The sequence below is a fragment of the Sphingomonas sp. PP-CE-1G-424 genome, from assembly GCF_004341085.1.
GTDB lineage: Bacteria > Pseudomonadota > Alphaproteobacteria > Sphingomonadales > Sphingomonadaceae > Sphingomonas.
This window is the reverse complement of the sequence record NZ_SLXW01000001.1, coordinates 362936-389238: the sequence shown is the minus strand read 5'-3', so window position 1 is coordinate 389238 and position 26303 is coordinate 362936. Positions and strand designations below refer to the sequence as shown.

Genomic DNA, 26303 nt, shown 5'->3' with positions numbered 1-26303 from the left:
GTAGGCCTTTCGGGAGATGGGTTTTATATCGGGAAGCTGGTGGGATCAGGTCGCGTGTTTCATGTCTCGGTGCTCCACTGCCACATCGCGGCGGCGGACATCGCGAGGACGATCGCGCCCGAGGTGAGCATGATGCCGATCATGCGGAACGCGTAGGTCTGTTGCTCGGTAATGCTCGGGCTGCGCAACCGGAGCAGCATCGCGGTGCCGACGATTCCGAGCACGCCCGCGACCACGAACATGATAGCTGAACCATACGTCATGCGACCAACTCGCCCGGCGCGCGTTCAGCACCCGAACCCCAAACAGGAGAACGACCATGGTCGATGCAACCAAGATCCAGGAACATGCCGAAGTCATCGGCGCGGACGGCGTCCATGTCGGCACCGTCGACAAGGTCGAAGGCAACCGCATCAAGCTGACCAAGAAGGACTCGGGCGCGCAGGTCGTCGAGGGCACGGGCAGCCATGAAGGGCATCATCACTTCATCTCGCTCGGGCTGGTCGCGGATATCGAGGACGGCAAGGTCCGGCTTTCCGCCAACGCCGACGTGGCGGTGACGTTCGAAGAAGAGGCCTGACGCGAACGCGGTGCGTATCGAACGCGCCGCATAGCCAGCCCGAACCCCGGTCCGCTTCGCGCGGGCCGGGGTTTTTTGTGTCAGGCGGCTCCCGGTCCGTGGTTCACGGGCCGGGGTCACGCTTGAACGCCGAGAGGCCTTACTGGCAGGCAAGGCACTCATCGTAATCCTTCGACTCGACGTCGATCTGGCGCAGGTCGATGGTGTTGTCCGCTTCGACGCCGCCGGCGAAGCCCGCGCGCTGGACCGACTTCGAGCGGAGATAATAGAGCGACTTGATGCCGAGCTCCCACGCGCGGAAATGGAGCATCAGCAGGTCCCACTTCTCGACGTCGGCCGGGATGAACAGGTTCAGCGACTGCGCCTGATCGATATAGGGCGTGCGATCGGCGGCGAGTTCGAGCAGCCAGCGCTGGTCGATCTCGAACGACGTCTTGTAGCAGTCCTTTTCCTCGACCGAGAGGAAGTCGAGATGCTGGACCGAACCACCCTGCTCGAGGATCGAGTTCCACACCGCGTCGCTGTTCTTCGACTTCTCGCTCAGCATCTTCTCGAGATACGGGTTCTTGATCGAGAAGCTGCCCGACAGCGTCTTGTGCGTGTAGATGTTCGCCGGGATCGGCTCGATGCACGCCGACGTGCCGCCGCAGATGATCGAGATCGACGCGGTCGGCGCGATCGCCATCTTGCAGCTGAACCGCTCCATCGCGCCGACGTCGGCGGCATCGGGGCAGGGGCCGCGCTCGATCGCGAGCTGCATCGAGGCTTCGTTGGCCTGGCTGCTGATGTGCTTGAACATGCGCAGGTTCCACGACTTCGCCATCGCGCCCTCGAACGGGATGCCGCGTGCCTGGAGGAACGAGTGGAAGCCCATCACGCCGAGGCCGACCGAGCGCTCGCGGCCCGCCGAATAGGCGGCGCGTTCCATGCCGGGTTCGTGGCGGTCGATGTAATCCTGCAGCACGTTGTCGAGGAAGCGCATGACGTCCTCAATCAGGCCCTTCTCGTCCTTCCACTGATCCCATGTCTCGAGGTTCAGCGACGACAGGCAGCAGACCGCGGTACGCTCGTTGCCGAGGTGATCCTTGCCGGTCGGCAGCGTGATCTCCGAACACAGGTTCGAGGTCGAGACCTTGAGGCCGAGCTCGCGGTGATGCTTCGGCATCGCCTTGTTCACGTGATCGGCGAAGACGATGTACGGCTCGCCGGTCTGGAGGCGGGTCTCGACGAGCTTCTGGAACAGCGAGCGCGCATCCACGGTGGCGCGGATCGCCTGGTCCTTCGGCGAGCGGAGATGCCATTCCTCGCCGTTGCGGACGGCTTCCATGAAGGCGTCGGTGATCAGCACGCCGTGGTGGAGGTTCAAAGCCTTGCGGTTGAAATCACCCGAGGGTTTGCGGATTTCGAGGAATTCCTCGATCTCAGGGTGCGAGACGTCGAGATAGACGGCGGCCGACCCGCGGCGCAGCGAGCCCTGGCTGATCGCGAGCGTCAGCGAATCCATGACGCGGACGAACGGGATGATGCCGCTGGTCTTGCCGTTGAGGCCGACCGGTTCGCCGATGCCGCGGACGTTGCCCCAATAGGTGCCGATGCCGCCGCCGCGCGAGGCGAGCCAGACATTCTCGTTCCAGGTGTCGACGATCCCGCCGAGGCTGTCAGGGACCGAGTTGAGGTAGCATGAGATCGGCAGGCCGCGACCGGTGCCGCCGTTCGAGAGAACGGGGGTGGCGGGCATGAACCAGAGCTTCGAGATCGCGTCGTACAGGCGCTGTGCATGGCCGGCGTCGTCTGCGTACGCAGAGGCGACACGGACGAACAGGTCCTGGTAGCTCTCGCCTGGGAGCAGATAGCGATCCTTGAGCGTGTCCTTGCCGAATTCGGTCAGCAGCGCGTCGCGGCTGTGATCGACCTCGACCGGGTAGATCTGCGCGCGCACGGAGTGGCTGTCCTGCGCCTGGCGCGGGGCCTTCGGAGCCTCGGCTTCGATGGTGGCAATGGTCTGTTCGATCGTATCTGTGGTCATGTCGCTATCCCGGCTGCTGTCTCTGAAATCCATCGAAACCGCTCCTAGTGTTCTGTATTCGTTCGAATCGGCGTCATGTCGCCATGCTACCATCGGACGGCCCCTAACGGGAGAACAAAAAGTGACCATCGCGGCGGTGGAAGGCGCGCTTACGGTCATATCGCATATGGCTATGCGAGGGTTGTTCTACCAGCGATTGGGTCCGCCCCCGAACGCAACCCCAAGAGATTGTGCCAAAGCGCGAAGAGACGCAAGGGGGTGCGCAGGGTGCAGGGGGCTCGGTTCGTCGTGTTCGGGTGCGGGTTGGGCGAGCGGGATATTCGCGACGCGTGGACTTCTGCGGGGTTCGCGAAGCGCAAGGGGGCGAAGCGGGAACGAAAATTTATTTAGAGCGGAAAGATGGCAAATGTTGCTCGTGGAATCTGCGCGCGCTGTCTGAGGCTCTAGGCGCCGACGAGGCGGTCGGCGAGTGCCGCGATGCTGGTGGCGGCATGATCCCAGTCCTGTGCCTGGTCCGCATCGGGTGCGGGGCGGCCGCCATATTCCATCGGCCGATCGATATACGCAGTCATCAACCCGCAGGCGCGCGCTGCGGCGAGGTCGCTGTGATGCGCGGCGACGAGGCAGAGTTCACCGGGATCGATGCCTAGCATGCGGGCAGTGGCGAGGTATGCCTCGGGTAGCGGTTTGTAGACTTGGCTGACCTCGGCGCCGAGGATCGCATCCCAAGGTAGCGCTGCACGCCGCGCCATCTCGACCATCAGCGCGATGTTGCCGTTGCTGAGCGTGACGATCGGAAACCGCGTCTTGAGGCGGGTCAGGCCGTCGACCGAGTCCGGCCACGGATCGAGCCGGTGCCAGGCATGTGTCAGGTCAACGAGCATCGTCTCGTCGATCGCCGCCGGGTCGATCGCGTACTCACGCAGCAGATCCTCGAGCGCTTCGCGGTGGAGCGTGTCGAGGATGACGAACGGACGTCGCCCGCTGCGGACCTGTTCGAGCGCTGGCTGATAGCGATGCCGCCAACCGTCCGCGAAGCGGTGCGGGTCGATATCCAGTCGGCCGAGAGCGGCCAGAACGGGGCCTGCATCGCGCGCGATCCCCGAGCGCCAGTCGACCACCGTGCCGAACACGTCGAAGGCCAAGGCTTTGATCGGCATGGGCAATCTCCTTCGGCACCTGTACCGTTCGACCCTGTATCCGTCATTCCCGTGCAGGCGGGAACCCATACGGGCATGCCTCGCGGTAAAATGCTGGCGCTACAGAATATGGGTCCCCGTCTCCGCGGGGATGACGATGTGTTGCATATCCGACGGTGACCGGCGCCGTTTCCTTCAAGGCATACGGTAGGGCACCCGCAGTTACGCCTTCCTGCCGCGCGGCTCCACGGACGCTTACCCCGTCCGACGCAGACGGAAGCCCTGCGTCTGGTTCAGCTTCGCGAGATTGAATGCTTCGTGAAACTCGATCCCGGCCTTGCCGTTATGCGCCCAGCGAATGCGCGCCGGCACCATCTGGTCCTCGACAAGTTCGATCAGCATCTCGAGCCCGTCGGGATCGCCGTCGACCGCGATGCCGTCGATCATCGCGCCCGAGGTCGAGATATCGCGGATGCGGACGTCGCCGCGGACGCCGTCGATGAGGATGCCGGCCGAGCGCAGCATCTTGGTCCGCGGCGCGCGACTGACCTTGAAGCCGCTCGGGGTGGCGATCCCGTTTTCCGCGGCCAACTGGAGCAACGCGTCTTCGGCGCTGACCGGGCGGCCATAGACATAGCCCTGGATGTGGCTGCACCCGAGGTCGCGGATGAGATCGATCTCGTCCTGGATCTCGACGCCTTCCGCCGTCGTCTCCATCCCGAGCGTGTCGGCGAGCGTAACGATCGCCTTGATGATCGCGGCGTTGCGGTTGCCGGGTTCGGCGGCGCCCTTCACGAACGACTGGTCGATCTTGATCTTGTCGAACGGTGCGTTGCGCAGGTAGCCGAGCGACGAATAACCGGTGCCGAAGTCGTCGAGCGCGAGCCGGACGCCGATGCCCTTCAGCGATTTGAACATCTGTTCGGACGAGCTGGTCTCGTCGAGGAAGACGCCCTCGGTGATCTCGAGTTCGAGGCGGTTGGCGGAAATCCCCGACTGGGCGAGCGCACTGGTGACGAGCGCGGGCAGGACCGGGTTGGCGAACTGGATCGGCGACACGTTGACCGCGACGCGGATCGCGTCGGGCCAGCGTGCGGCCTCGATACAGGCGGTGCGCAGGACCCATTCGCCGATCGCCTCGATCAGCCCACACTCCTCGGCGACCGGTATGAAATCGGCGGGGGACACCAGGCCGCGGGTCGGATGGTTCCAGCGGATCAGCGCTTCGTAACCGACCACCCGGGTCGTCTTCGTGTTGACGACGGGCTGGTAACAGAGGTGGAACGCGCCGGTCGCGACGGCGCTGCGCAGGTCGTCTTCGAGCAGTTTGCGCGTCTTGGCGCCCGCGAGCATGTCGTCCGAAAAGAAGCGATGGACGCCGCGGCCGTCGGCCTTGGCGGCATACAATGCCAGATCGGCATTGCGGACGAGCGTTTCGGTATCGTTGCCATCGCCGGGTGCGATCGCGATGCCGATCGAGCATCCGATCGTGACGGCGGTGCCGGCAACCGAATAGGGCTGCGACAAGGACGCGATCAGGTCGCGCGCCAATGTCGCCAACGTGTCGCGATTGTCCATGCTGGGCAGCACGACCTCGAATTCGTCGCCGCCCAGACGCCCGACCAGACCGGCATCACCGACCCCGCGTTGCAGCCGTTGCGCGACCAGCTTGAGCAGCGCGTCGCCGGCCTGATGGCCCAGCGTATCGTTGACCGCCTTGAACCGATCGAGATCGATTAGCAGCAGCGACGTGGCGCGGTACGGCCCGGCCAGCTGCGCCAAAGTCTTGTCGAGCGACAGCCGCATCCGCTGGCGATTGGCGAGCCCGGTCAAGCCGTCGAACAGCGCGAGGCGCGTGATCTCGGCTTCGGACCTACGCTTTTCGGTCAGGTCGCTGCCCGAGCCGATGAACCCCTGGAAGCGGCCAAGCTCGTCGACCACCGGGCGCCCCGAAATCGACCACCATTGCTCGCCGTCGGACGTCGCCGAACGGACCGAATAGTCGGAGAACGAGGTTCGCGACGCGATGTGGAAGGCCAGCGTGCGCTCGGTGCCGGGTGCATCGCTGTCCATCTTGAACAACCCGGTGAGCGGCTGGCCGATCGCGCCGCCCGCAAGACCCAGATCGTCGACGACCTTGGCCGACAGATAGGTGATCTTGCCCTGGCGGTCGGCTTCCCAGAACCAGCCGGTGCCTTCGCCCTCGAACTCGGCGATCATCCGGACCGCGAGATCGCCGGCGCTGGCCTGTTCGGCGCGATCGAGTTCGCGATCATGGTCGACCTGTGCAAGCTTGCGGGTGACGACCACGAGACCGACGAGGCCCAGCAGCGCCATGACGAGCGCAACGCCCGGCCCGGTCAGCGCCGCCACCGCGAGGACAGCGCCGACACCGAAGCCGAGGGTTGCCGCGCGGACCGCGTGGATGCTCACCGCGGAGACGAGGATCGTCCCGGCGACCGCGGTGAAACAGGCGATCTGGAGCGGGCCTGACGGCATCCGCATGGTGGTCCAGAGCAGCGACGCCAGCAGCGCCGACATCGCGACGACGCCGAGCGTGATCATCCGGTTGCGCCGGAACGGGCGCCATCGCCGCAGCGCCGGGACGCGCAGCACGCACAATAGCGCGACCGACACCGTAGCGACGACCGCCACGTGGATCCCGACAAGCGAAGCGAACGGGGCCAACCCGGCGCCAGCCGGTGCGCAGACGCACGTGGCGATCAGGATCGCGCCCGCGACCACCTGCGTCACCAGCGTAAGCGGCCACACCGCGGCGACCTGATCGATCTTGCGATCCTGCAATGCGGCGATCTGTTCGCGGGTCTCCTCTGCCAGACCGAACAGCGCGGTCGCAGGCGCTCGATCTCGGGCACGACGATCGGCAACGGGGAGGGGAGCATACATAGCCCCGGTATGGCGTGGATACCTTGCCGAGATGGTCTGCGATCTAGGTTAACGAACCATTCTCGATCAGCGCCGAACCACCGCCAACCGTGTGCCGATGTGAGGGCGATGGGATAGCTATCGCGGTTGCCGCGTTGAGCGGGGGACTCCCAGCATCACGAGGTATTCCCATGACTACGGTTTCGACGATCGCGTCCGCACTCGGTCTCGGCAAGAAGAAGGTCCGTTATGCGATCGTCGGGCTCGGCGACATCTCGCAGGCGTCGATGATGCCCGGCGTCGCGCATACCGGCAATTCGGAGATTGCGGCGCTTGTCACGGACGATGCGGAGAAGGCGCGGGAGCTGGGCAAGATGTACGGCATCGATGCGACCTATCGCTACGACCAGTTCGACGAGCTGCTCGCCTCGGGGCTGATCGATGCGGTCTATCTGGGGACGCCCAACTGGCGGCATGCCGAGTTCGCGATCCCTGCGCTGAAGGCGGGCATCCATGTTCTGTCGGAGAAGCCGCTCGAGATTTCCGTCGAGAAGGCCGAGGCGATTCGTGACGCCGAGCGCGCGTCGTCGGCCAAGCTGATGACTGCGTACCGGTTGCATTTCGAGCCGTCGACGCTCGACGCGATCCGGCGCATCCGGGCCGGTGAACTGGGCGAGCTGATCGCGTTCACCTCCTGCTTCACGCAGAAGGTCGATCCGGCCAATCACCGTGTGAAGAACGGGGTCATTGCCGGGCCGCTGTTCGACATGGGTCCGTATCCGATCAACGCGACGCGCTATCTGTTCGGGGCCGAGCCGACCGAAGTGGTCTCGGCGGTCGCCACGCGGCATCCTGACTTGGGGCTCGGCGATCTCGACGATACGTTCGCGGTGACGTTGCGGTTCCCCGGCGATCGGTTGGCGCAGTTCACCGTTTCCTATGCGGCGAACAACGTCGACAGCCTGACGATATCGGGCACCAAGGGCAGCATTCACATGGACCCGGCGTACGGTTTCGGCGACGCGATGGAGCAGCGTGTCACGATCGGCGATAAGAAGAGCCATGAGAGCTTCAAGCCGACCGACCAGTTCGGCGGCGAGATGCGCTATTTCTCGGACTGCATCCTCGAAGATCGCGATCCCGAACCCGATGCGGAGGAGGGGCTTGCCGATCTGCGCGTGATCGAGGGTGTGCTGGAGGCGCTGAAGACGCGTGGGCCGGTGAGGTTGCTGCCGTTCGTGCGCTCGCGGCGGATTTCGGGGGACCAGGAGCAGACCTTGTCGCCGATCAAGGAGCCCAAGCTCGTCAACGCCGCCAGCCCGACCGGTTGAGCGGCATGCTCGCCTTCCTCGATTTCGAAGCGTCGTCGCTGGGGAAGAAGAGCTACCCGATCGAGGTGGCGTGGGTGTTCGAGGATGGGACATCGGAGAGCCATCTGATCAAGCCTGCGCCTGATTGGACCGACTGGGATTCGGCGGCGCAGGCTATCCACCGGGTCGAGCGACGGGTGTTGGAGGAGGACGGCGAGGATCACGTGGTCGTGGCGGCGCGGATGGTCGAGGCGCTGGTAGGGCACGACCTGCTGGCGAGCGCGCCGTCTTGGGATGGCAAATGGCTGAGCGCGCTGTTGCGGGCTGGCGGGCAGCCGCGGCGGGTGTTGCGGTTGCGCGATAGCGACGAGGCGCAGCTGGAGGCGGCGCGGGCGTGTCTCGCGGCTGTCGAGCCGATGGCGGTGCGGGAGGCTTTGGCGCGCGAGGTGGTCGGCGCGGTGTCGCAGCGGCGGAACGGGCGGGTGCCGGATCACCGGGCGCTGGCCGATGCGGTGGCGGAGCGTGAGCAGTGGCTGGAGGTGAAGGCTGAGACTGCACGGCGGGCGGCGTTGTGGGTTTCGCCGGACGCTGAAGCGCTAAATGCAACCTAACGCTTGTTTCCCCGCGAAGGCGGGGACCCAGACTGGGCTCCCGCCTTCGCGGGAGAACAAGGAGGAGGGTTGGTAGTCTACCGCGACGCTTCGACTGTCGCTGAACTTGTCCTGGCGACGCCCGCAGGTCAGCCGTCGATGGCTGTTTCAGGACCAATACCACCGTCATCCTGACGAAAGTCAGGATCCAGAGTCATCAACGGAGCGCCTGTGACCCTGGGTCCTGACTTTCGTCAGGATGACGGGGAGGGCGGGGGACTGCAAGCAGACTCAATCTAGCGTGCGTCTCAATACTAGCCTCAGTCCGTCTCCGCCCGCGGTGCGCCGCTCATCGTCACGGGTTGCGGTCCGCCTGCGGTGGTCTCCAGCGTCGAGTCTCCACCGAGGACGCGGTACAGCGTCACGCGGTTGCTCGCGCCGACGAGCTGCGTCGCGACGAGGTTGCGTTGCGCGGTGTAGAGCGAGCGTTGTGCGTCGAGCGAGTTGAGGAAGGTGTCGATCCCGCCGCGATAGCGCGCGTCGGACAGGCGGTAGGTGTCGAGGGCCGCCTCCGAGAAATTCTGGTTCGCTTTGAGCTGGTCGGCGATCGTGCCTTGGCGGGCGAGCGCGTCGGCGGTTTCCTGGAACGCGGTCTGGATCGTCTTTTCGTAGGTCGCGAGTGCGGCGTCGCGTTGCGCCTTCGAATAGGCGACGCCGGCGATCCCCGCACCGGCGCGGAAGATCGGGTAGCTGACCGAGGGCGCGACCGAATAGTTGAACGCGCCGCCGCTGAACAGCGAGGTCAGCGACGTGCTGGCGAACCCAAGGATGCCGGTCAGCGAAATCTTTGGGAACAGTTCCGCGCGCGCTGCGCCGATCTCGGCGTTGGTGGCGCGGAGCTGGTATTCGGATTCGACGACGTCGGGCCGGCGCAGGAGGATGCTGCTGTCGAGCCCTGCGGGCAGCGTGGCGACGGTCGGCAGCGCCTGTTCGATCGAGGCGGGCAACAGCGTGGCGTCGACCGGTGCGCCGACGAGCAGTTGCAGCGCGTTGACGTCCTGCGCGAGTGCGGTGCGCTGTTGCGCGAGGTCGGACTGCGCGGTGAACAGGATTTGTTGCGCCTGGCGGAGATCGGTGCGCGGCGCGACGCCGCCGCGCAGCCGCGCGTTGGTCAGCGTGACGCTGCGCTGCGAACTGGTCACTGTGTCCTGCGCGATCTTGAGCAGGCTCTGGTCCGACGCGTAGGTGAGCCACGCATCGGCGATGTCGCCGACCAGCGTCAGGCGGGTGGCGCGCGCGGCGGCTTCGGTCGCGAAATAGCGGTCGAGCGCGGCGCTGGTGAGCGAGCGGATGCGGCCGAACAGGTCGAGCTCGAACGCTGTGGTGCCGAGGTCGACCGAGAAGGCGCTGTTCGAGCTCGACGAGCTGACGACCGATCCGGTGCTCGTACCTGTCCCGCCCGTGCCGACGCCGCCCGTGCCGGTCCCAGTGTTGCCGGTACCCGTTCCGGTACCGGTGTTACCGCCTGTTCCCGTACCGCCTGTTCCGCTCGTGACGGTGTTGCGCGTGCCGTTGCCGCCGCCCGAATAGGTGTAGCGGCCGTTCGCATCGACCTGCGGCAACAGGTCGGCGCGCTGGATGCGGTATTGCGCGCGGGTCGCCGCGATGTTGGCGGCGGCGACGCGGAGATCGCGGTTGTTGGCGAGCGCCTGGACGATGATCTGCTGGAGCCGCGGGTCCTTGAACACGTCGCGGTAGGTGATTGCGGGAAGCGTCGCCTCGGACTGGCGCAGATACGCGTCGCCGACCGGGAGCGACGGCGGCACCGGGAGTTCGGTCCGCGCGTATTTCGGCGCGAGCGAGCAACCGGCGAGTGCGGTCGAAGCGGCAAGGATCAGGACTAGCGAGCGCATCATGCGGGCTCCGGCCGGTGAGGGCCCTGGGGTTCGGGTGGGCCGAATGGTTCGTTGTGATCCCCATCAGATCCATGGCCGTCATGGTCGTGGTCGTCATGGCCCTGGAAGCCGGTCGGCTTGCCACGCAGCTTGGCGATGCCGTCACGCGCGCCGCGGCGGACGAGGACGAAGAACAACGGGATGTAGAAGATCGCCAGGATCGTCGCGGTCAGCATGCCGCCGACCACCGCGGTCCCGATCGCGATGCGGCTGTTCGCACCGGCGCCGGTCGAGAGGGCCAGCGGCAACACGCCGAGGATGAACGCGAACGAGGTCATCAGGATCGGACGCAACCGAATCTTCGCCGCGGACAGTGCCGCCTCGATGACTCGCTTGCCCTTCCTCTCCTCCTGCTCGGCGAACTCGATCATCAGGATCGCATTCTTCGCCGCCAGGCCCATCGTCGTCAGCAGGCCGATCTGGAGATAGACGTCGTTGATCAGCCCACGCAGCGTCACCGCGAGGATCGCGCCGACGAGGCCCAATGGGATCACGAGCAGCACCGCGATCGGGATCGACCAGCTCTCGTACAGCGCGGCGAGGCACAGGAACACGACCAGCAGCGACAGGCCGTAGAGGAACGGCGCCTGGCCCGAGGACAGGCGTTCCTGATACGACAGGCCGGACCAGGCGATCGAGGTGCCGGGGATCTGGCCGGCGAGCTGCGCGATCTTCTCCATCGCGTCGCCCGAGCTGACGCCGGGCGCGCCCGACCCCTGGATCTCGTACGAGGCGATGCCGTTGAAGCGCGACATCGTCGTCGGTGCCTGGCCCCAACTCGTCTTCGCGAACGACGAGAACGGCGCCATCTGCCCGTTCGAACCGCGCACGAACCATTGGCTCAGGTCGGAGGGCTGCGCGCGGAACTGCGCGTCGCCCTGGACATAGACGCGCTTCACACGGCCGCGGTCGATGAAGTCGTTGACGTACTGGCCACCCCAGGCGGTCGACAGCGTCGAGTTCACGTTTGCCTGAGTCAGGCCGAGCGTCGATAGCTTCTGCTGATTGGTATCGACGTGGAGCGTCGCGACATCGGGCAGTTCGGTGAGGCGGATCGCGGTTAGCGACGAATCCGCACGCGCGAGCGCGAGCAGCTTGTCGCGCGCGGCATTGAACTCGGTCTGGCTGAGGCTGCCGGTGTTCTGCAACTCCATCGTGAAGCCGTTCGACGAACCGAGACCGCGCACCGCAGGGGGCACGAGCGAATAGACCTGCGCGTCGCGGAAGCCGGCGAAGGCCTTCGAGGCGCGACCGGTGATCGCGTCGGCGGTGTTTTCCTTGCCCTTGCGGTCATCCCACGGTGCGAACGCGATAAAGCCTTGCCCGGTGTTCTGGCCACTCGCGCCGCCACCGCCGCCACCGCTGACCGTGAACATGGTGCGGACGTTCGCCTTCTCGTTGGTGTAGTAATATTGCTCGATCTGCTTCTGCAGCGCGAAGGTGCGGCCTTGCGTGGCGCCCGCGGGCAGCTGGAACTGGACGATGCCCGAGCCCTGGTCCTCGGTCGGCAGGAAGCCCGTCGGCAGTCGCAGGAATAGCACCGCGAGTACCGCGACGACCACCGCGTAGATCAGCAGGAACACCCACTTGCGGTCGATCACCGACTGCACGGCGCTGGTGTATTTCTGTGTGCCCTTCTCGAACCCGTCGTTGAACTTGTCGCCAGCGCGCGTGAAGACATGCGCGACCTTGGGGAATTTACGTTCGCCCCAACTCTTCTCGGTGTTGCCGTCGGCGTCCTTCTGCTTCTGCTTGAGCAGCGTCGCGGTGAGGGCGGGGGAGAGGATCAGCGCGACCAGCACCGACAGGACCATCGCCGAGACCATCGTCAGCGAGAACTGACGGTAGATCACGCCGGTCGATCCGCCGAAGAACGCCATCGGCAGGAACACCGCGGACAGCACCAGCGCGATCGCGACCAAGGCGACGGTGATCTCGTTCATCGACTCGATCGTCGCCTCCCGAGGCGTCATCTCGGGATTTTCTTCCATCAGGCGCTCGACGTTCTCGACCACGACGATCGCGTCATCGACCAGCAGGCCGATCGCGAGCACGAGTCCGAACAGCGTCAACGTGTTGATCGAGAAGCCGGCGAGATAGAACACGCCGAACGTGCCGAGCAGCACGACGGGGACGGCGATCGTCGGGATCAGCGTCGCGCGCCAGCTTTGCAGGAACACGAACATGACGATGACGACGAGGATGACGGCCTCGATCAGTGTCTTGACGACCTCGTCGATCGACAGCTTGATGAAGTCCGTCGTGTCGTTGGCGTAGGCGAATTTCAGGCCTGGCGGGAAGCTCTTGGCGGACTTGGCGACGAACGCCTTGACCAGCTCGGCGGTCTTGAGCGCGTCGGCGCCCGGCGCGAGCAGCACCGCGATGCCTGCGCCGGGATGCGCGTTGACGCGGCTGCGCGCGTTGTAGTTCTCCGCGCCCAGCTCGATCCGGGCGACGTCGCGCAGCTTGACCACCGCGCTGTCGTTGGTGGTCTTCAGGATGATGTTGGCGAACTGCTCGGGCGTCTGGAGGCGCGACTGTGCGGTGACGGTCGCGTTGAGCATCTGCGTGTCGGGCTGGGGTTGCCCGCCGAGCTCGCCGGCGGCGACTTCGGTGTTCTGCGCCTGGATCGCGGTGGTCACGTCGCTCGGGATCAGCTGGTAGCTCGCGAGCTTGTTCGGGTTCAGCCAGATCCGCATCGCGTATTGCGCGCCGAACACGTTGCTGTCGCCGATCCCGGGAATACGGCCGAGCGGGTCCTGCAGGTTCGAGACGAGATAGTCGGAGACGTCCTGGTTGGTCAGCTTGTCGGTCTCGTCATAGACGCCGACGATCAGGAGGTTGTCCGGGTTCGACTTGCGGACGACGAGGCCCTGCTGCTGCACCTGCGTGGGGAGGCGCGAGAGCGTCTGCTGGACCTGGTTCTGGACCTGGACCTGCGCGATGTCGGGATCGGTGCCCTTCTCGAACGTCACGGTGATCGTCACCGAGCCGCGCGACGACGAGGACGAGCTGAAATAGATCAGCCCGTCGATGCCGGTCAGCGATTGCTCGACGACCTGCGTGACGCTGTTCTGGATAGTTTGCGCGTTGGCGCCCGGGAAGGTGGCGCGGACGGTCACCTGCGGCGGCGCGACGTCGGGATATTGCGCGATCGGCAGGCTCATGATCGCGCCGATGCCGCCGAGCATCACGATGATCGCGAGCACCCAGGCGAAGATCGGGCGATCGATGAAGACACGGGATAACATAAGGGCTTAGCCGGCCTTTTTCTGGCTGGAGTCGCCACCGGAGGAGTCATCCTTGGGCGCTTCGATCTTTTGCGCGGTGTTTTCCGGCACCGGCTTCACGCCCTGGTTCGGCGCGATCTTCGACAGGCCTTGCGTGATGATCCGATCGCCGGGGTTGAGCCCGCTGGTTACCACCCAGAACGCGCCTTGCGTGCGGTCGGCCTTGATCTTCTTCTGCACCGCCTTGTTGTTCGCATCGACGACGTAGACCGTGGCATTGCCCTTCGCGTCGCGCGACACGCCCGCCTGCGGCACGAGGAACGCACGCTGATTGATCGCCTGTGCGAACTTGGCCTGGACGAACATGCCGGGGAGCAGCAGCCCCTGCGGATTGGGGAAGCGCGCGCGCAGCGTCACGGTGCCGGTCTCGGTATTGACCAGCGCTTCGGCGAACTCGACGCTGCCGGTCGCGCCATATTCGCTGCCGTCCTCTAGCGTGAGGCGAACTTCGGCGCGGGTCGCGACGATGCCGTTCTGACCGAGCGAACGGCGCAGCGCGAGCAGGTCCCCGGAGGATTGCTGGATGTCGACGAACATCGGGTCGAGCCGCTGGATCTGCGCGAGCGGATCGGTCTGCGTGGCGGAGACAAGCGCGCCGACGGTGAACAGCGAACGGCCGATGCGGCCGGTGATCGGCGCGGGGACGGTGGTGAACTTGAGGTTGATCTGCGCGGTTTCCAGCGCAGCGCGAGTCTGCGCGACCGAGGCAGTGGCCTGGCGCGAGGTGGCGACCGCGTTGGTATAGTCCTGCTTGCTGATCGCCTCCATCTCGGCGAGCGGCTTGTAGCGCTGCGCGAGGATGTTTTGCGCCTGCTGGTTGGCGCGTGCGCTCTGGAGGTTGGCCTGCGCTTCGTTAGCGGCGGCGCGATAGAGGCGCGGGTCGATCTCGTAGAGCGGCTGGCCCTTCTTGACGAGCGTGCCCTCGGTGAAGAAGCGGCGGCGGATGATGCCGGTGACCTGGGGGCGGACGTCCGAGCTTTCGAACGCAGTGGTGCGGCCGCTGAGTTCGGTGGTCATCGCGACGCTGGTCGGCTGGACGACGACATAGCCGACGGTTGGCGTGCCCTGGCCCGGTTGGCCACCGCGGCCCGCCTTGCCCTGGGCCTTGTCATCGCCGCCGGAGCAGGCCGCGAGCGCCAGTGCCGGCACCAGCAGGATGGCGCACCGCCGCGCAGAAATTCGTGTGGCTATCAAGTTTGGTAATCCGCGATCATGTGTTGGTCGGGCTAAACCACGAGGATGTACCAGAAGTATGTCAGTTGAAAAGCGGGGGTGAGAAATAGGGAAGACAGAGTAACCTGTTTGATTGTGTGGGGGGGTGAAGCGCTCGGCAAACCAAGAAGATTGTTTCCCCGCGAAGGCGGGGACCCAGGCTGGACTCCCGCCTTCGCGGGAGAACAAGGAAGAGTGCGCTCCCGCAACCACACGGACTACCATGCAGCCACCGTACGTGCCTTGAGCCACGGTGCCACCCCGGCGGAAGCCGGGGCCCAATTGGAGAGGTCGTGGTAACGAGGGACTGCGCTTCGTTAGCGACGTTCCCCAATTGGGCCCCGGCCTTCGCCGGGGTGGTGCTTTGTGCGGGAGTCCCGCAAACCAAATTCTCTCGGGCGCGTTGAGCAGTGGATGCCGGAACGAGCCCGGCATGACGGATGGGGGCGGGCTGATGGCTTTGATCGATGACAAGAAGGCGGCTGCCGTTGCGGCCTTGGCCGAGGTGCGGGACGGGATGCTCGTCGGGCTGGGCACCGGCTCGACAGCGGCGTTCGCGATCAGAGCACTTGGCGAACGGGTCGCAGCAGGTCTCTCGATCCGCGCCGTCGTCACCTCGGAAGCCTCCGGTAAACTCGCCCGCGAACTCGGCATCGAAGTCCTCGACTTCGCCACCATCGCCCATGTCGACCTCACGATCGACGGCGCGGACGAGATCGACTCGCGGTGTTTCGCGATCAAGGGCGCCGGCGGGGCGATGCTGCGGGAGAAGATCGTCGCCGCAAGCTCGGCACGGATGGTCGTGATCGCCGACGGCTCCAAGCGGGTCGACCGGATCGGTGCGGCCAAGCTGCCGGTCGAGGTGCTCCCCTTCGCCGGCGCCTACGTCATGCGCGTCCTCACCGACATCGGCGCCGCCCCCATCATTCGCGACAACTACCGGACGGACCAAGGCAATCTCGTCATCGACTGCCACTTCGCCACCCTCGAAGATCCCCGCGCAACCGCCGTCACGCTAGCCGCGATCCCCGGTATTCTCGGCCACGGGCTGTTCCTCGACGAGGTCGATGCCGCGTATATCGCAACGAATGGCGTCGTTACGCGACTGGAACGGATGGGTGCATCCGACTAAAGGCATCCTATGTTGGCAACCAGATCGGATGCGCGGCGTTCGGTCACCGTCTAGAGCGAGGCTTCTTCCATGACCGATACCGCAACCGCCCCCACCAAGGCGGACCCCAAGCTGCACGAGGACGGCTCCCCCGAGCGTCTGGCTATCGATACCATCCGCACGCTGTCGATGGACGCGGTGCAGAAGGCCAATTCGGGCCATCCCGGCACGCCGATGGCGCTCGCGCCGGTCGGCTACACGCTCTGGTCGAAGTTCCTGCGCTACGATCCCAAGCACGCCGATTGGCCCAATCGCGACCGCTTCGTGCTGTCGGTCGGCCATGCGTCGATGCTGCTCTATTCGCTGATCCACCTCGCCAAGATCGAAGAGATCGACGCGGACGGCAACAAGACCGGCAAGGAGGCTGTCAGCCTCGCCGATATCGAGGAGTTCCGCCAGCTGTCGTCGAAGACGCCGGGGCACCCGGAATATCGTCACACGACGGGCGTCGAGACCACGACGGGGCCGCTCGGCCAGGGTTGTGGCAACTCGGTCGGGATGGCGATCGCCGAGCGCTGGCTCGCGGCGCGCTACAACAAGGACGGCTTCACGCTGTTCGACCATGACGTCTACACGATCTGTGGCGACGGCGACATGATGGAGGGCGTCTCGGCCGAGGCTGCGAGCCTCGCCGGCCACCTCAAGCTGAGCAACCTGTGCTGGATCTACGACAGCAACCACATCTCAATCGAGGGCGCGACCGATCTCGCATTCGACGAGGATGTCGGCCTGCGCTTCGACGCCTATGGCTGGAACGTCATCCACATCGACGACGCGAACGACACCGCGGCGCTCAGCCGTGCGATCGAGACGTTCAAGGCGACCAACGACAAGCCGACCTTCATCGTCGTGCATTCGGTGATCGGCTACGGCAGCCCCAAGGCGGGCAGCGAGAAGGCGCACGGCGAGCCGCTCGGCGAGGAGAATATCCGTCTCACCAAGCAGGCGTATGGCTGGCCCGAGGACAAGTCGTTCTACGTGCCCGACGGCGTGATCGAGCATTTCAACGGTGCGATCGCCGAGCGTGGCGCCAAGCTGCGTGACGAGTGGGTCGCGCTGACCGACAAGTATCGTGGCGCCTATCCCGAGCTGTCCGCCGAGCTCGACCTGCTGCTCAAGGACGAGCTGCCCGAGGGCTGGGATGCCGACATCCCGACCTTCGAGGCGGATGCCAAGGGCGTCGCCAGCCGCGATTCGGGCGGCAAGGTGCTCAACGCGATCGCAGCCAAGGTGCCGTGGCTGATCGGTGGGTCCGCCGATCTCGCGCCGTCGACCAAGACCGACATCAAGGGTCAGCCTTCGTTCGAGGCAGAGAACTACGCCGGCCGGAACTTCCACTTCGGCATCCGCGAACACGGCATGGGCGCGATCGTCAACGGCATGGCGCTGTCGCACCTGCGTTCCTACGGCTCCACCTTCCTGGTGTTCGCGGACTACATGCGCGCGCCGGTGCGCCTGTCCGCGATCATGGAGGTCGGCGCGATCTGGGTGTTCACGCACGACTCGATCGGGGTCGGCGAGGACGGCCCGACGCATCAGCCGATCGAGCATCTCGCCACGCTGCGCGCGATCCCCGGCCTCGACACGATCCGTCCGAGCGACGCGAACGAAGTCGTCGCGGCGTGGAAGGCGGTCCTGAAGGATGCCAGCACGCCGGCCGCGCTGATCATGTCGCGCCAGGCTCTGCCGACGCTCGACCGGACCAAGTACGCAAGCGCCGATGGGCTCGAGAAGGGCGGCTATGTCCTCGCGGACAGCGACGGCACGCCCGACGTGATCCTGATCGCGACCGGCAGCGAAGTGTCGCTGGTCGTCGAGGCGCACGAGAAGCTGACTGCGGACGGCGTGAAGAGCCGGGTCGTGTCGATGCCGAGCTGGTATCGCTACGAACTGCAGGACGCCGCGTACAAGGAAAGCGTGCTGCCGCGTGAAGTGCGCGCGCGCGTTGCGGTCGAGATGGCCGGGTCGATCGGTTGGGACCGTTATGTCGGGCTCGACGGGGCGACCGTGACGATGTCGACCTTCGGGGCTTCGGCACCGCTCGCCAAGCTGCAGGACAAGTTCGGGTTCACCGTCGACAATGTCGTCAAGGTCGCCCGCCAAGTGATGGAGACCAAGTGATGGGTGCGCTCAACGATCTCGAAGGCTTCGGGCAGGCGGTATGGCTCGATTTCGTCGACCGGAAGTTCCTGGAGGCCGGTGGCCTCCAGAAGCTGGTCGGCGAGGACGGCCTGACCGGCGTCACGTCGAACCCGTCGATCTTCGAAAAGGCGATGGGTCATGGCGATGCCTATGATTCGACGCTGGCCGAATATGACAAGCAGCATGCCGGCGCGGCGACGATCGACCGCTACGAGCATCTGGCGATCCAGGACATCAAGGCGGCGGCGGAGACGTTGAAGCCGGTCTATGACAAGCTCGACGCGAAGGACGGCTATGTCAGCCTCGAAGTGTCGCCGTACATCTCGGACGATACCGACGCGACGATCGCCGAGGCGAAGAAGCTGTGGGGGATGGTCGACCGGCCGAACCTGATGATCAAGATCCCGGGGACGCTTGCGGGCGGTCCAGCGATTTCGTCGACGATCGCGAGCGGCATCAACGTCAACGTCACGCTGCTGTTCGCGCTCGACGCGTATATTCGCGTTGCCGAGGCGTATGCGGCGGGGCTCGAGGAGCGCGTCAAGCAAGGCCAGCCGATCGACAAGATCGCCAGCGTCGCGAGCTTCTTCGTTAGCCGTATCGATTCGTCGATCGACAAGGAGATCGATGCGCGTCTGGAGAAGGGCGATGCCGAGGCCGAGGCGCTGAAGGCGGTCCGTGGCAAGGTCGCGATCGCCAACGCGAAGATGGCGTATCAATGGTATCTCGACTTCCTGAAGTCGGATCGCTGGCAGGCGCTCGCCGCCAAGGGCGCGCAGCCGCAGCGGCTGCTGTGGGCGTCGACCGGCGTGAAGGATCCGAGCTATCCCGATACGCTGTATATCGACACGCTGATCGGCAAGGATACGGTCAACACGATGCCGCCGAAGACGATGGATGCCTTCCGCGACCACGGCACCGCGGCGGAGACGATCACGCAGGACGTCGAGGGCGCGAAGCACACGCTGGCGGAAGCCGAGCGCTTGGGTCTCGACCTCAACGGCGTTACCGGCAAGCTGGTCGAGGAGGGCGTCGCCTCGTTCGTGAAGGCGTTCGACGACCTGCTCGGTTCGATCGCCAAGAAGCAGCCCGCGACGGCGTAAACTTCTGCTCCCTCTCCCCGTTGGGGAGAGGGCTGGGGTGAGGGGCCGCCACATGCGCCTCCGCCTGGAACTGCCCCTCACCCCGACCCTCTCCCCGGAGGGGAGAGGGAGAAGACAAGGATTTTACCATGAAGATCGGACTGATCGGCCTCGGCCGGATGGGCGGCAACATCGCGCGCCGGTTGATGAAGAACGGCCATGAGGTCGTCGCGTTCGACCGCGATGCCGAAGCCGTGAAGAAGCTCGCCGCCGACGGCGCGATCGGGGCGGACTCGCTCGACGACATGCGCGAGAAGCTCGACACCCCGGCGATCTGGTGGGTCATGGTCCCGGCGGGCGAGCCGACCGAGCAGACCGTCCAGGCGATCGCGGAGAAGGCGTCCGCGGGCGATATCATCATCGACGGCGGCAACAGCTTCTACAAGGACGACGTCCGCCGCGCCAAGGAACTGGCCGAGAAGGGCATCCACTATGTCGACGTCGGCACGTCGGGCGGCGTGTGGGGCCTCGAACGCGGCTATTGCATGATGATCGGCGGCGAAAAGGACACGGTCGATTATCTCGATCCGATCTTCAAGACGCTCGCACCGGGCGTCGGCGAGATCGTCCGCACGCCGGGCCGTGTCGAGGACGTCGCCGATCCGCGCGCGGAAGAGGGCTATATCCATGCCGGGCCTCCGGGCGCGGGCCACTTCGTCAAGATGGTCCATAACGGCATCGAATATGGCCTGATGCAGGCCTATGCCGAGGGCTTCGACATCCTCAAGGGCAAGTCGGGCGAGCATGTCGCCGAGGAGGAGCGGTTCGACCTCAACCTCGTCGACATCGCCGAAGTGTGGCGTCGGGGCAGCGTGATCACATCGTGGTTGCTCGACCTCTCGGCGAGCGCTCTTGCCAAGGACGGCAAGCTCGAAAGCTATAGCGGCAGCGTCGCGGACTCGGGTGAAGGCCAGTGGACGATCGACGCGGCGATGGAGGAGAAGGTGCCGGCCAACGTGCTGACCGCTGCCCTGTTCGCGCGCTATCGCAGCCGGGTGGACCACACGTTCGGCGACAAGCTGTTGTCGGCGATGCGCTTCGGCTTTGGCGGTCATGTCGAGATGCCGCAGTGAGTGGTGGCATGAGCGATATCAAGCTGCTGGTCTCCGATGTCGACGGCACGCTCGTCGACAAGGAGAAGAAGGTCACGCCGGCGACCGTCGATGCGGTCAAGCGGTTGAAGGCGGCTGGCCTCGGCTTCACGATCATCAGCGCACGGCCGCGCTCGGGGATGATGCCGATCGCGGACCTGCTCGGCATCGACGAGCCGATGGGTGCGTTCAACGGCGGGATCGTGTTCAAGCGCGACGGCACCGTGATCGAGCACCACATGATCGACGTCGACGTCGTCCGCGGCGCGATGGAGATCGTCGGCGATGCGCCGGTCGACACGTGGTTCTTCGCGGACGACGTCTGGTACGCCAGCACCGACCAGGGCGGGCATGTCGGCAGCGAGAAGAAGGCCTCCGCGCAGGACCCGGTGATCGTCTCAGACTTCACCGACCTGCTCGCCAAGGCGGACAAGGTGACGTTCGTCAGCGATGATGAAGACCTGTTGCGCGACCTGCATGCAAAGGTCGCCGCGAAGTTCGATACGCAGGCGACGATCGTCCAGTCGCAGACCTATTATCTCGACATCACGCCGGTGGCCGGGAACAAGGGCAGCGGGATCGAGGAACTGGCGGACGCGTTCGGCATCAGCTTGACGCAGACCGCGGCGATCGGCGATCAGGCCAACGACATCGCGATGCTCAAGCGCGCCAAGCTGGCGATCGCGATGGGCAATGCGCCACAGACTGTTCGCGACGTCGCGCACGAGATTACCAGCGCGAACGATGCCGACGGCGTCGCCCACGCGATCGACAAATTTATCCTTACCGGAGTTTCCGCATGAAAGACCTCGTTGCCTTCGACCTCGACGGAACGCTTGCCGAGAGCAAGCAGCCCTTGCAGGAGCCGATGGGCGAGGCGTTGGCGAACCTGCTCGACGTCGCGCATGTCGCGGTGATCTCGGGTGGCGACTGGCCGCAGTTCGAGAAGCAGGTCGCGTCGCGTCTGCCCGAGCGGGCCGATCGCACCAAGCTGTGGCTGATGCCGACCACCGGCACCAAGCTGTACCGGTTCGATGGCGAATGGCGCGCGGTGTATGCCGAACTGTTCGAGGACGACGAGAAGCAGAAGATCCTGAAGGCGTTCGACGAGTCGCTCGAGGCGACCGGCTTCGTGCCGGAGAAGACCTGGGGCGAGCGGATCGAGGATCGTGGGAGCCAGATCACGTTCTCGGCACTCGGCCAGGAAGCGCCGATCGATGCCAAGCACAGCTGGGATCCGGACTTCGCCAAGCGCAAGGTGATCCAGGCGGATCTGCAGAAGCGCCTGCCGGGGTTGTCGATCAACATGGGCGGCGCGACCTCGATCGACATCACGCGTGAGGGTGTCGACAAGGCGTATGGTCTCAAGAAGCTCAACGAGGCGAGCGGCATCGCGCTCGACAAGATGATGTTCATCGGCGACGCGATCTTCCCGGGCGGGAATGACTATCCGGCGGAGCAGCTTGGGCTGGACGTCGTGAAGGTGAAGAACGTCGACGGCACGCTGGCGGCGATCGCTGGAATCGTCGCGTGCCTGAAGTAAGGGCATGAGCGTCGCCTTCCGTCGCGAGAGTGACGAGGAACATCTCGAACCCAAGTTCGAACAGCCGATCGCGCCGGGGCCTAATCTGGTTACGGCGCGGGGGTTGCGGTTGCTTGGCGAGCGGGTGACCGAGATCGAGGCTGCGGTTGGGGCGGAGAGGGACGAGGAGGCGCGCAAGCTGCTGTTGCGCGACCTGCGCTATTGGCACACGCGCCAGACGACTGCCGAACTTGCGCCTTTGCCCGAGGAGGACGAGGTCGGGATCGGCTCGCGCGTTCGCGTTCGGATGAACGGGGTTGAGCGGGTTATTTCTATCGTTGGTGGTGACGAGGCTGAGCCCGGCGAGGACCGGCTCGCGTTCTCGGCACCGTTGGCGCGTGCGCTGATGGGCGCGGCGGTTGGCGAGACAGTCGCGTTCGCGGACAAGGCGGACGCGATCGAGGTTCTGGCGATCGACAAGGATGGCGGCTGATGGCTGAAGCGAAATTCGAACGGCACCGTCAGGCGTGGACGCAGGACGAGATCCAGAAACTGCATACGCTGGCGAAGAAGGGCATGGCGTTGAAGGCGATTGCCAAGGCGCTGACTCGGAGCGAGGAGTCGGTGAAGGTTCGGGCGAAGGAGGATTCGCTGAATATCGCTAAGCTGCGGTGAGGTGAAAAAGAGCCCTCTCCCCTCCGGGGAGAGGGTTGGGTGAGGGGCTGTTCTGGACGATGCACTGCTTGGCGGCCCCTCACCCCGACCCTCTCCCCGGAGGGGAGAGGGAGTAGAAGGGGGTAGCGTTATTGTGCTCTGCCGGTCGGTGGGAGGCTATTACTCCTCCATCTGGCGCCAATCCAAGAGGCGCCACCGCGAATGGCGCCATCGCAATAGGCACCACCCCCGCCCGAATGGTACCACCCCGGCGGAGGCCGGGGCCCAATTGGAAAGGTCGGAGTAACGACGCGCGACGTGCGTCATTGCCGTCCCCCAATTGGGGCCCGGCCTTCGCCGGGGTGGTGTTGGTGTGATGGAGTGGCCGCCCCGATATGCAGGCGCCACCTATATAATAGATCTCGAACCGACTACAGCGAGCACCCCTTCTTGTTCTCCCGCGAAGGCGGGAGCCCAGTCTGGGTCCCCGCCTTCGCGGGGAAACACTATTAATTAGCGGCTGCTGACCGACGCCGCACGGAGCTACACTTGTCCGAATACGACGCGATCATCCTCGGCGCAGGCGCCGCCGGCCTCATGTGCGCCGCCGTCGCAGGTCAGCGCGGCCGGAAGATCCTGCTCGTCGATCACGCCGAGCAAGCCGGCAAGAAGATCCTGATCTCCGGCGGCGGGCGGTGCAATTTCACCAACGTCCACACCGCCGCCGACCGCTACATCTCCGCCAACCCGCATTTCGCCAAGTCCGCACTTGGCCGCTACACCGCGCAGGATTTCCTCGCGCTCGTCGAATCCTACGGGATCGCCTGGCACGAGAAGACGCTCGGCCAACTCTTCTGCGACGGTTCGGCCCGACAGATCGTCGAGATGCTGCTCGACGAATGCGACAAGGGCTGCGTCGACCTGTCGCTCGGCCGCGCGGTCACCGGAGTCGACCACGCAGACGGTCGCTACCGCGTATCGCTCGACGGCCGCACCGTCACTGCGCCCGCTTTGGTCATCGCGACCGGTGGCCCGTCGATCCCGAAGATGGGCGCAACCGGGTTCGCCTATGATCTCGCGCGGCAGTTCGGGTTGAAGGTCGTCGAGCCCCGCCCCGCGCTCGTCCCGCTGACGCTCGGCGGCGACGAGACGCTGTTCCGCGAACTGTCCGGCGTCGCTGCCGAAGTCGTCGCGACCGCCGGAAAGACCGCATTCCGCGAAGCCGCGCTGTTCACGCACCGCGGCCTGTCCGGCCCCGCGATCCTGCAAGTGTCGTCCTATTGGCGCAACGGCCAGCCCGTCGGGATCGATTTCCTGCCCGATCGCGAGTCCGGCTGGCTCCCCGCCGCCAAGCGTACCACGCCGCGCGCGACTCTGCGGAAACTGCTCGGCGGCACGCTCCCGGACCGACTCGCGGAGACTTTGAGCGAGCGATTGGGGATGACGAGCGAGATTTCCACGCTCACCGACCGCAAGCTCCAGGACGCCGAGCGGGCGCTAAGTCATTGGCAATTCACGCCGAATGGCTCAGAAGGCTATGCCAAGGCCGAGGTCACCGCGGGCGGAATCAGCACCGCGGAACTGTCATCGCAAACAATGCAAGCCAAACGCGTACCAATGCTGTATGCAGTCGGCGAAGCGGTCGATGTCACAGGGTGGCTCGGCGGCTACAACTTCCAATGGGCATGGGCGAGCGGGTGGGCCGCGGGTCAAGTCCTGTAGGGACCACCACGCCAGTGCCTTGCCGTTGCGTAAGCCGGCCACCAATTAGGACGTACATGCCTTTTACAAATATTCCGTCGCTTCTTTCCGAGGCGCTCGAAGCGCGCGGCTATACCGCGCTCACCCCCGTGCAGGCTCACGTGATCGAAGACAATGCGATCGGTCGCGATCTCGTCGTGTCGGCGCAGACTGGCTCGGGCAAGACCGTCGCGTTCGGCCTGGCGATGGCCGGCGAACTGCTCGGTGAAGCCGGCGAGGACGGCGTCCAGCGCTTGCCCGCGCCGCACAAGCCGCTCGTCCTCTGCATCGCGCCGACTCGCGAGCTCGCGCTCCAGGTCAGCCGCGAGCTGATGTGGCTCTATGCCAAGGCCGGTGCGCGCATCTCGACCTGCGTCGGCGGTATGGACGCCTCCAAGGAGCGTCGTTCGCTGGCACACGGCGCGCATATCGTCGTCGGCACCCCGGGTCGTCTGCGCGATCACCTGGAGCGTGGCGCGCTCGACCTGTCGGCCCTGAAGGTCGCGGTGCTCGACGAGGCCGACGAGATGCTGGACATGGGCTTCCGCGAAGACCTCGAGCAGATCCTCGACGCGTCGCCGGAAGCGCGTCGCACGTTGCTGTTCTCGGCGACGATGCCGCGGCCGATCGTCGCGCTCGCCAAGCGTTACCAGAAGGATGCGCTGCGGATTTCGACCGTCGGCGAGGATCGCGGTCATGGCGACATCTCGTACCAGGCCGTCACGGTCTCGCCGTCCGAGATCGAGCATGCGGTGATCAACCTGCTGCGCTTCCACGAGGCGGAAACGGCGATGCTGTTCTGCGCCACGCGCGATAACGTGCGTCATCTGCACGCGAGCCTGGTCGAGCGTGGCTTCGCCGCCGTGGCACTGTCGGGCGAGCATTCGCAGAACGAGCGTAACGCCGCGCTTCAGGCGCTGCGTGACCGTCGCGCGCGTGTTTGCGTCGCCACGGACGTTGCGGCTCGCGGTATCGATCTGCCGACGCTCAGCCTCGTCGTTCACGTCGAGCTGCCGCGCGATGCCGAGACGCTTCAGCATCGCTCGGGTCGTACCGGTCGTGCGGGCAAGAAGGGCACGGCCGTCCTGATCGTGCCGTTCCCGCGTCGCCGTCGCGTCGAGATGATGCTCCGTGGTGCCAAGATCAACGCGGAGTGGGTCAACGCCCCGACCGCGGAGGACATCCGCAAGAACGATCACGAGCGCCTGATCGGCATGCTGTTGCAGCCGGTCGAGGTCGAGGAGGAGGATCGCGCGCTCGCCGTCCGCCTGATGGCCGAGAAGACCCCGGAGGATATCGCTGCGGCACTGGTTCACATGCACCGCGCGACGATGCCACAGGCCGAGGACCTGATCGACCAGAGCAAGCAGCCGACTCAGGACGAGCGTTCGCAGGGTCCGCGCGCGGGCTTCGAGGACACCGTCTGGTTTCGCATGGACATCGGTCGTCGCCAGAACGCCGATCCGCGCTGGATCCTGCCGCTGATCTGCCGTCGCGGGCACATCACCAAGTCCGAGATCGGTGCGATCCGCATCGGGCCGAACGAGACGGCGTTCGAGATCCCGCGCGCTGTGGCGTCGCGGTTCTCGGCGGCGATCCAGCGTACGGCACAGGCTGGCGAGGAAGAAAGCGGCGTGGCGATCGAGGCGATGCAGGGTGCGCCCGAGAGCGGTGCTCGGCATGATAGCGGTGGCGGTGGTCGCAGCAATGCGAGCGGTCCGCGCTCGACGCTGCACCGTGCGGCACCGCGTGGCGGTCCGGCTCCCGCGCGGAAGCCGCCGTACCGCGGTAACCGCGAGCGTAGCTGAGGGACCTACCTTCCGTTCGTGCTGAGCGAAGTCGAAGCATCCCCG

At 65.6% G+C, this 26303-nt stretch carries 20 protein-coding genes; 13 read left to right on the top strand and 7 right to left on the bottom strand.

Translation table 11 applies throughout. From position 1 onward, the window contains the following. Nucleotides 1-59: 59 nt before the first annotated feature. Nucleotides 60-263 (bottom strand): hypothetical protein, encoded by a 204-nt coding sequence (locus C8J43_RS01820; protein ID WP_132736349.1) that lies wholly within the window; start codon nucleotides 261-263, stop codon nucleotides 60-62. Nucleotides 264-319: 56 nt separating this feature from the next. Between C8J43_RS01820 and C8J43_RS01815 the strand changes: the two genes are divergently transcribed. Further along, the gene (locus tag C8J43_RS01815) at nucleotides 320-580 is read left to right on the top strand and encodes a DUF2171 domain-containing protein (RefSeq protein WP_056055125.1); all 261 of its coding nucleotides are present in this window, start codon (nucleotides 320-322) and stop codon (nucleotides 578-580) included. A gap of 139 nt (nucleotides 581-719) precedes the next feature. Here the strand turns inward: C8J43_RS01815 and C8J43_RS01810 are convergent, their stop codons facing one another. The 3 genes from C8J43_RS01810 to C8J43_RS01800 all read right to left on the bottom strand — a co-directional run bounded on the left by C8J43_RS01810 (nucleotide 720) and on the right by C8J43_RS01800 (nucleotide 6652). Beyond that, nucleotides 720-2639: a ribonucleoside-diphosphate reductase subunit alpha gene (locus C8J43_RS01810; RefSeq protein ID WP_133029497.1), complete on the bottom strand. Its 1920-nt coding sequence runs from the start codon at nucleotides 2637-2639 to the stop codon at nucleotides 720-722. 410 nt (nucleotides 2640-3049) lie between these two features. Continuing rightward, a complete protein-coding gene (locus C8J43_RS01805; RefSeq protein ID WP_133029496.1) occupies nucleotides 3050-3766 on the bottom strand; it encodes a haloacid dehalogenase type II in 717 nt (238 codons plus the stop codon). Between the two features lie 234 nt (nucleotides 3767-4000). Beyond that, complete coding sequence (locus tag C8J43_RS01800; RefSeq protein ID WP_133029495.1) at nucleotides 4001-6652, bottom strand: EAL domain-containing protein; 2652 nt, start codon at nucleotides 6650-6652, stop codon at nucleotides 4001-4003. A 170-nt stretch (nucleotides 6653-6822) separates the two neighbouring features. Between C8J43_RS01800 and C8J43_RS01795 the strand changes: the two genes are divergently transcribed. Both C8J43_RS01795 and C8J43_RS01790 read left to right on the top strand, forming a co-directional pair. Then, nucleotides 6823-7962, top strand: a complete 1140-nt coding sequence (locus C8J43_RS01795; RefSeq protein ID WP_133029494.1) for a Gfo/Idh/MocA family oxidoreductase — start codon at nucleotides 6823-6825, stop codon at nucleotides 7960-7962. Between the two features lie 5 nt (nucleotides 7963-7967). Then, entirely contained in the window at nucleotides 7968-8552 is a 585-nt protein-coding gene (locus C8J43_RS01790; RefSeq protein WP_133029999.1) for a transcriptional regulator, read from the top strand. A 299-nt stretch (nucleotides 8553-8851) separates the two neighbouring features. On the opposite strand, the gene C8J43_RS01785 is transcribed toward C8J43_RS01790, so the two are convergent. The 3 genes from C8J43_RS01785 to C8J43_RS01775 are packed head-to-tail and all read right to left on the bottom strand — an operon-like array spanning nucleotide 8852 to nucleotide 14970. Then, on the bottom strand, nucleotides 8852-10447 hold the full coding sequence (locus C8J43_RS01785; RefSeq protein WP_133029493.1) for an efflux transporter outer membrane subunit: 1596 nt from the start codon (nucleotides 10445-10447) through the stop codon (nucleotides 8852-8854). Then, nucleotides 10444-13737 carry a multidrug efflux RND transporter permease subunit gene (locus tag C8J43_RS01780; protein WP_133029492.1) on the bottom strand — a complete coding sequence of 1098 codons (3294 nt, stop codon included), beginning with the start codon at nucleotides 13735-13737 and terminating at the stop codon, nucleotides 10444-10446. The genes C8J43_RS01785 and C8J43_RS01780 overlap by 4 nt, the downstream gene beginning before the upstream one ends. 6 nt (nucleotides 13738-13743) lie before the next feature. Then, entirely contained in the window at nucleotides 13744-14970 is a 1227-nt protein-coding gene (locus C8J43_RS01775) for an efflux RND transporter periplasmic adaptor subunit (protein ID WP_243645365.1), read from the bottom strand. Nucleotides 14971-15439: 469 nt separating this feature from the next. On the opposite strand from C8J43_RS01775, the gene rpiA reads away from it, so the two are divergent. The 10 genes from rpiA (at nucleotide 15440) to C8J43_RS01720 (ending at nucleotide 26258) form a co-directional block, all read left to right on the top strand. Next, the gene (rpiA, locus tag C8J43_RS01770; RefSeq protein ID WP_207893323.1) at nucleotides 15440-16120 is read left to right on the top strand and encodes a ribose-5-phosphate isomerase RpiA; all 681 of its coding nucleotides are present in this window, start codon (nucleotides 15440-15442) and stop codon (nucleotides 16118-16120) included. Nucleotides 16121-16189: 69 nt separating this feature from the next. Continuing rightward, nucleotides 16190-18280 (top strand): transketolase, encoded by a 2091-nt coding sequence (gene tkt, locus C8J43_RS01765; RefSeq protein WP_133029489.1) that lies wholly within the window; start codon nucleotides 16190-16192, stop codon nucleotides 18278-18280. Beyond that, a complete protein-coding gene (gene tal, locus C8J43_RS01760) occupies nucleotides 18280-19404 on the top strand; it encodes a transaldolase (protein ID WP_133029488.1) in 1125 nt (374 codons plus the stop codon). The genes tkt and tal overlap by 1 nt, the downstream gene beginning before the upstream one ends. 128 nt (nucleotides 19405-19532) lie before the next feature. Further along, entirely contained in the window at nucleotides 19533-20516 is a 984-nt protein-coding gene (gene gnd, locus C8J43_RS01750) for a phosphogluconate dehydrogenase (NAD(+)-dependent, decarboxylating) (RefSeq protein ID WP_133029486.1), read from the top strand. An 8-nt stretch (nucleotides 20517-20524) separates the two neighbouring features. Further along, a complete protein-coding gene (locus tag C8J43_RS01745) occupies nucleotides 20525-21337 on the top strand; it encodes a Cof-type HAD-IIB family hydrolase (protein ID WP_207893310.1) in 813 nt (270 codons plus the stop codon). Beyond that, on the top strand, nucleotides 21334-22077 hold the full coding sequence (locus tag C8J43_RS01740; protein WP_056055166.1) for an HAD-IIB family hydrolase: 744 nt from the start codon (nucleotides 21334-21336) through the stop codon (nucleotides 22075-22077). Before C8J43_RS01745 ends, C8J43_RS01740 begins: the two co-directional genes overlap by 4 nt. Before the next feature lie 4 nt (nucleotides 22078-22081). Next, a complete protein-coding gene (locus C8J43_RS01735) occupies nucleotides 22082-22549 on the top strand; it encodes a GreA/GreB family elongation factor (RefSeq protein ID WP_133029484.1) in 468 nt (155 codons plus the stop codon). Beyond that, nucleotides 22549-22731: a hypothetical protein gene (locus C8J43_RS01730; protein WP_055881387.1), complete on the top strand. Its 183-nt coding sequence runs from the start codon at nucleotides 22549-22551 to the stop codon at nucleotides 22729-22731. The genes C8J43_RS01735 and C8J43_RS01730 overlap by 1 nt, the downstream gene beginning before the upstream one ends. 528 nt (nucleotides 22732-23259) lie before the next feature. After that, the gene (locus C8J43_RS01725) at nucleotides 23260-24432 is read left to right on the top strand and encodes an NAD(P)/FAD-dependent oxidoreductase (RefSeq protein ID WP_279388820.1); all 1173 of its coding nucleotides are present in this window, start codon (nucleotides 23260-23262) and stop codon (nucleotides 24430-24432) included. A gap of 56 nt (nucleotides 24433-24488) precedes the next feature. Next, entirely contained in the window at nucleotides 24489-26258 is a 1770-nt protein-coding gene (locus C8J43_RS01720; protein WP_133029483.1) for a DEAD/DEAH box helicase, read from the top strand. The last annotated feature ends 45 nt before the right edge of the window (nucleotides 26259-26303 follow it).

Coding starts and splice junctions, on each gene's coding strand:
- C8J43_RS01810 (WP_133029497.1), bottom strand. CDS start 2,639: ATGGATTTCAGAGACAGCAGCCGGGATAGCGACATGACCACAGATACG.
- C8J43_RS01795 (WP_133029494.1), top strand. CDS start 6,823: ATGACTACGGTTTCGACGATCGCGTCCGCACTCGGTCTCGGCAAGAAG.
- C8J43_RS01820 (WP_132736349.1), bottom strand. CDS start 263: ATGACGTATGGTTCAGCTATCATGTTCGTGGTCGCGGGCGTGCTCGGA.
- C8J43_RS01800 (WP_133029495.1), bottom strand. CDS start 6,652: ATGTATGCTCCCCTCCCCGTTGCCGATCGTCGTGCCCGAGATCGAGCG.
- C8J43_RS01720 (WP_133029483.1), top strand. CDS start 24,489: ATGCCTTTTACAAATATTCCGTCGCTTCTTTCCGAGGCGCTCGAAGCG.
- tal (WP_133029488.1), top strand. CDS start 18,280: ATGGGTGCGCTCAACGATCTCGAAGGCTTCGGGCAGGCGGTATGGCTC.
- C8J43_RS01790 (WP_133029999.1), top strand. CDS start 7,968: ATGCTCGCCTTCCTCGATTTCGAAGCGTCGTCGCTGGGGAAGAAGAGC.
- C8J43_RS01740 (WP_056055166.1), top strand. CDS start 21,334: ATGAAAGACCTCGTTGCCTTCGACCTCGACGGAACGCTTGCCGAGAGC.
- C8J43_RS01780 (WP_133029492.1), bottom strand. CDS start 13,737: ATGTTATCCCGTGTCTTCATCGATCGCCCGATCTTCGCCTGGGTGCTC.
- C8J43_RS01785 (WP_133029493.1), bottom strand. CDS start 10,447: ATGATGCGCTCGCTAGTCCTGATCCTTGCCGCTTCGACCGCACTCGCC.
- tkt (WP_133029489.1), top strand. CDS start 16,190: ATGACCGATACCGCAACCGCCCCCACCAAGGCGGACCCCAAGCTGCAC.
- gnd (WP_133029486.1), top strand. CDS start 19,533: ATGAAGATCGGACTGATCGGCCTCGGCCGGATGGGCGGCAACATCGCG.
- C8J43_RS01745 (WP_207893310.1), top strand. CDS start 20,525: ATGAGCGATATCAAGCTGCTGGTCTCCGATGTCGACGGCACGCTCGTC.
- C8J43_RS01730 (WP_055881387.1), top strand. CDS start 22,549: ATGGCTGAAGCGAAATTCGAACGGCACCGTCAGGCGTGGACGCAGGAC.
- C8J43_RS01735 (WP_133029484.1), top strand. CDS start 22,082: ATGAGCGTCGCCTTCCGTCGCGAGAGTGACGAGGAACATCTCGAACCC.
- C8J43_RS01805 (WP_133029496.1), bottom strand. CDS start 3,766: ATGCCGATCAAAGCCTTGGCCTTCGACGTGTTCGGCACGGTGGTCGAC.
- C8J43_RS01815 (WP_056055125.1), top strand. CDS start 320: ATGGTCGATGCAACCAAGATCCAGGAACATGCCGAAGTCATCGGCGCG.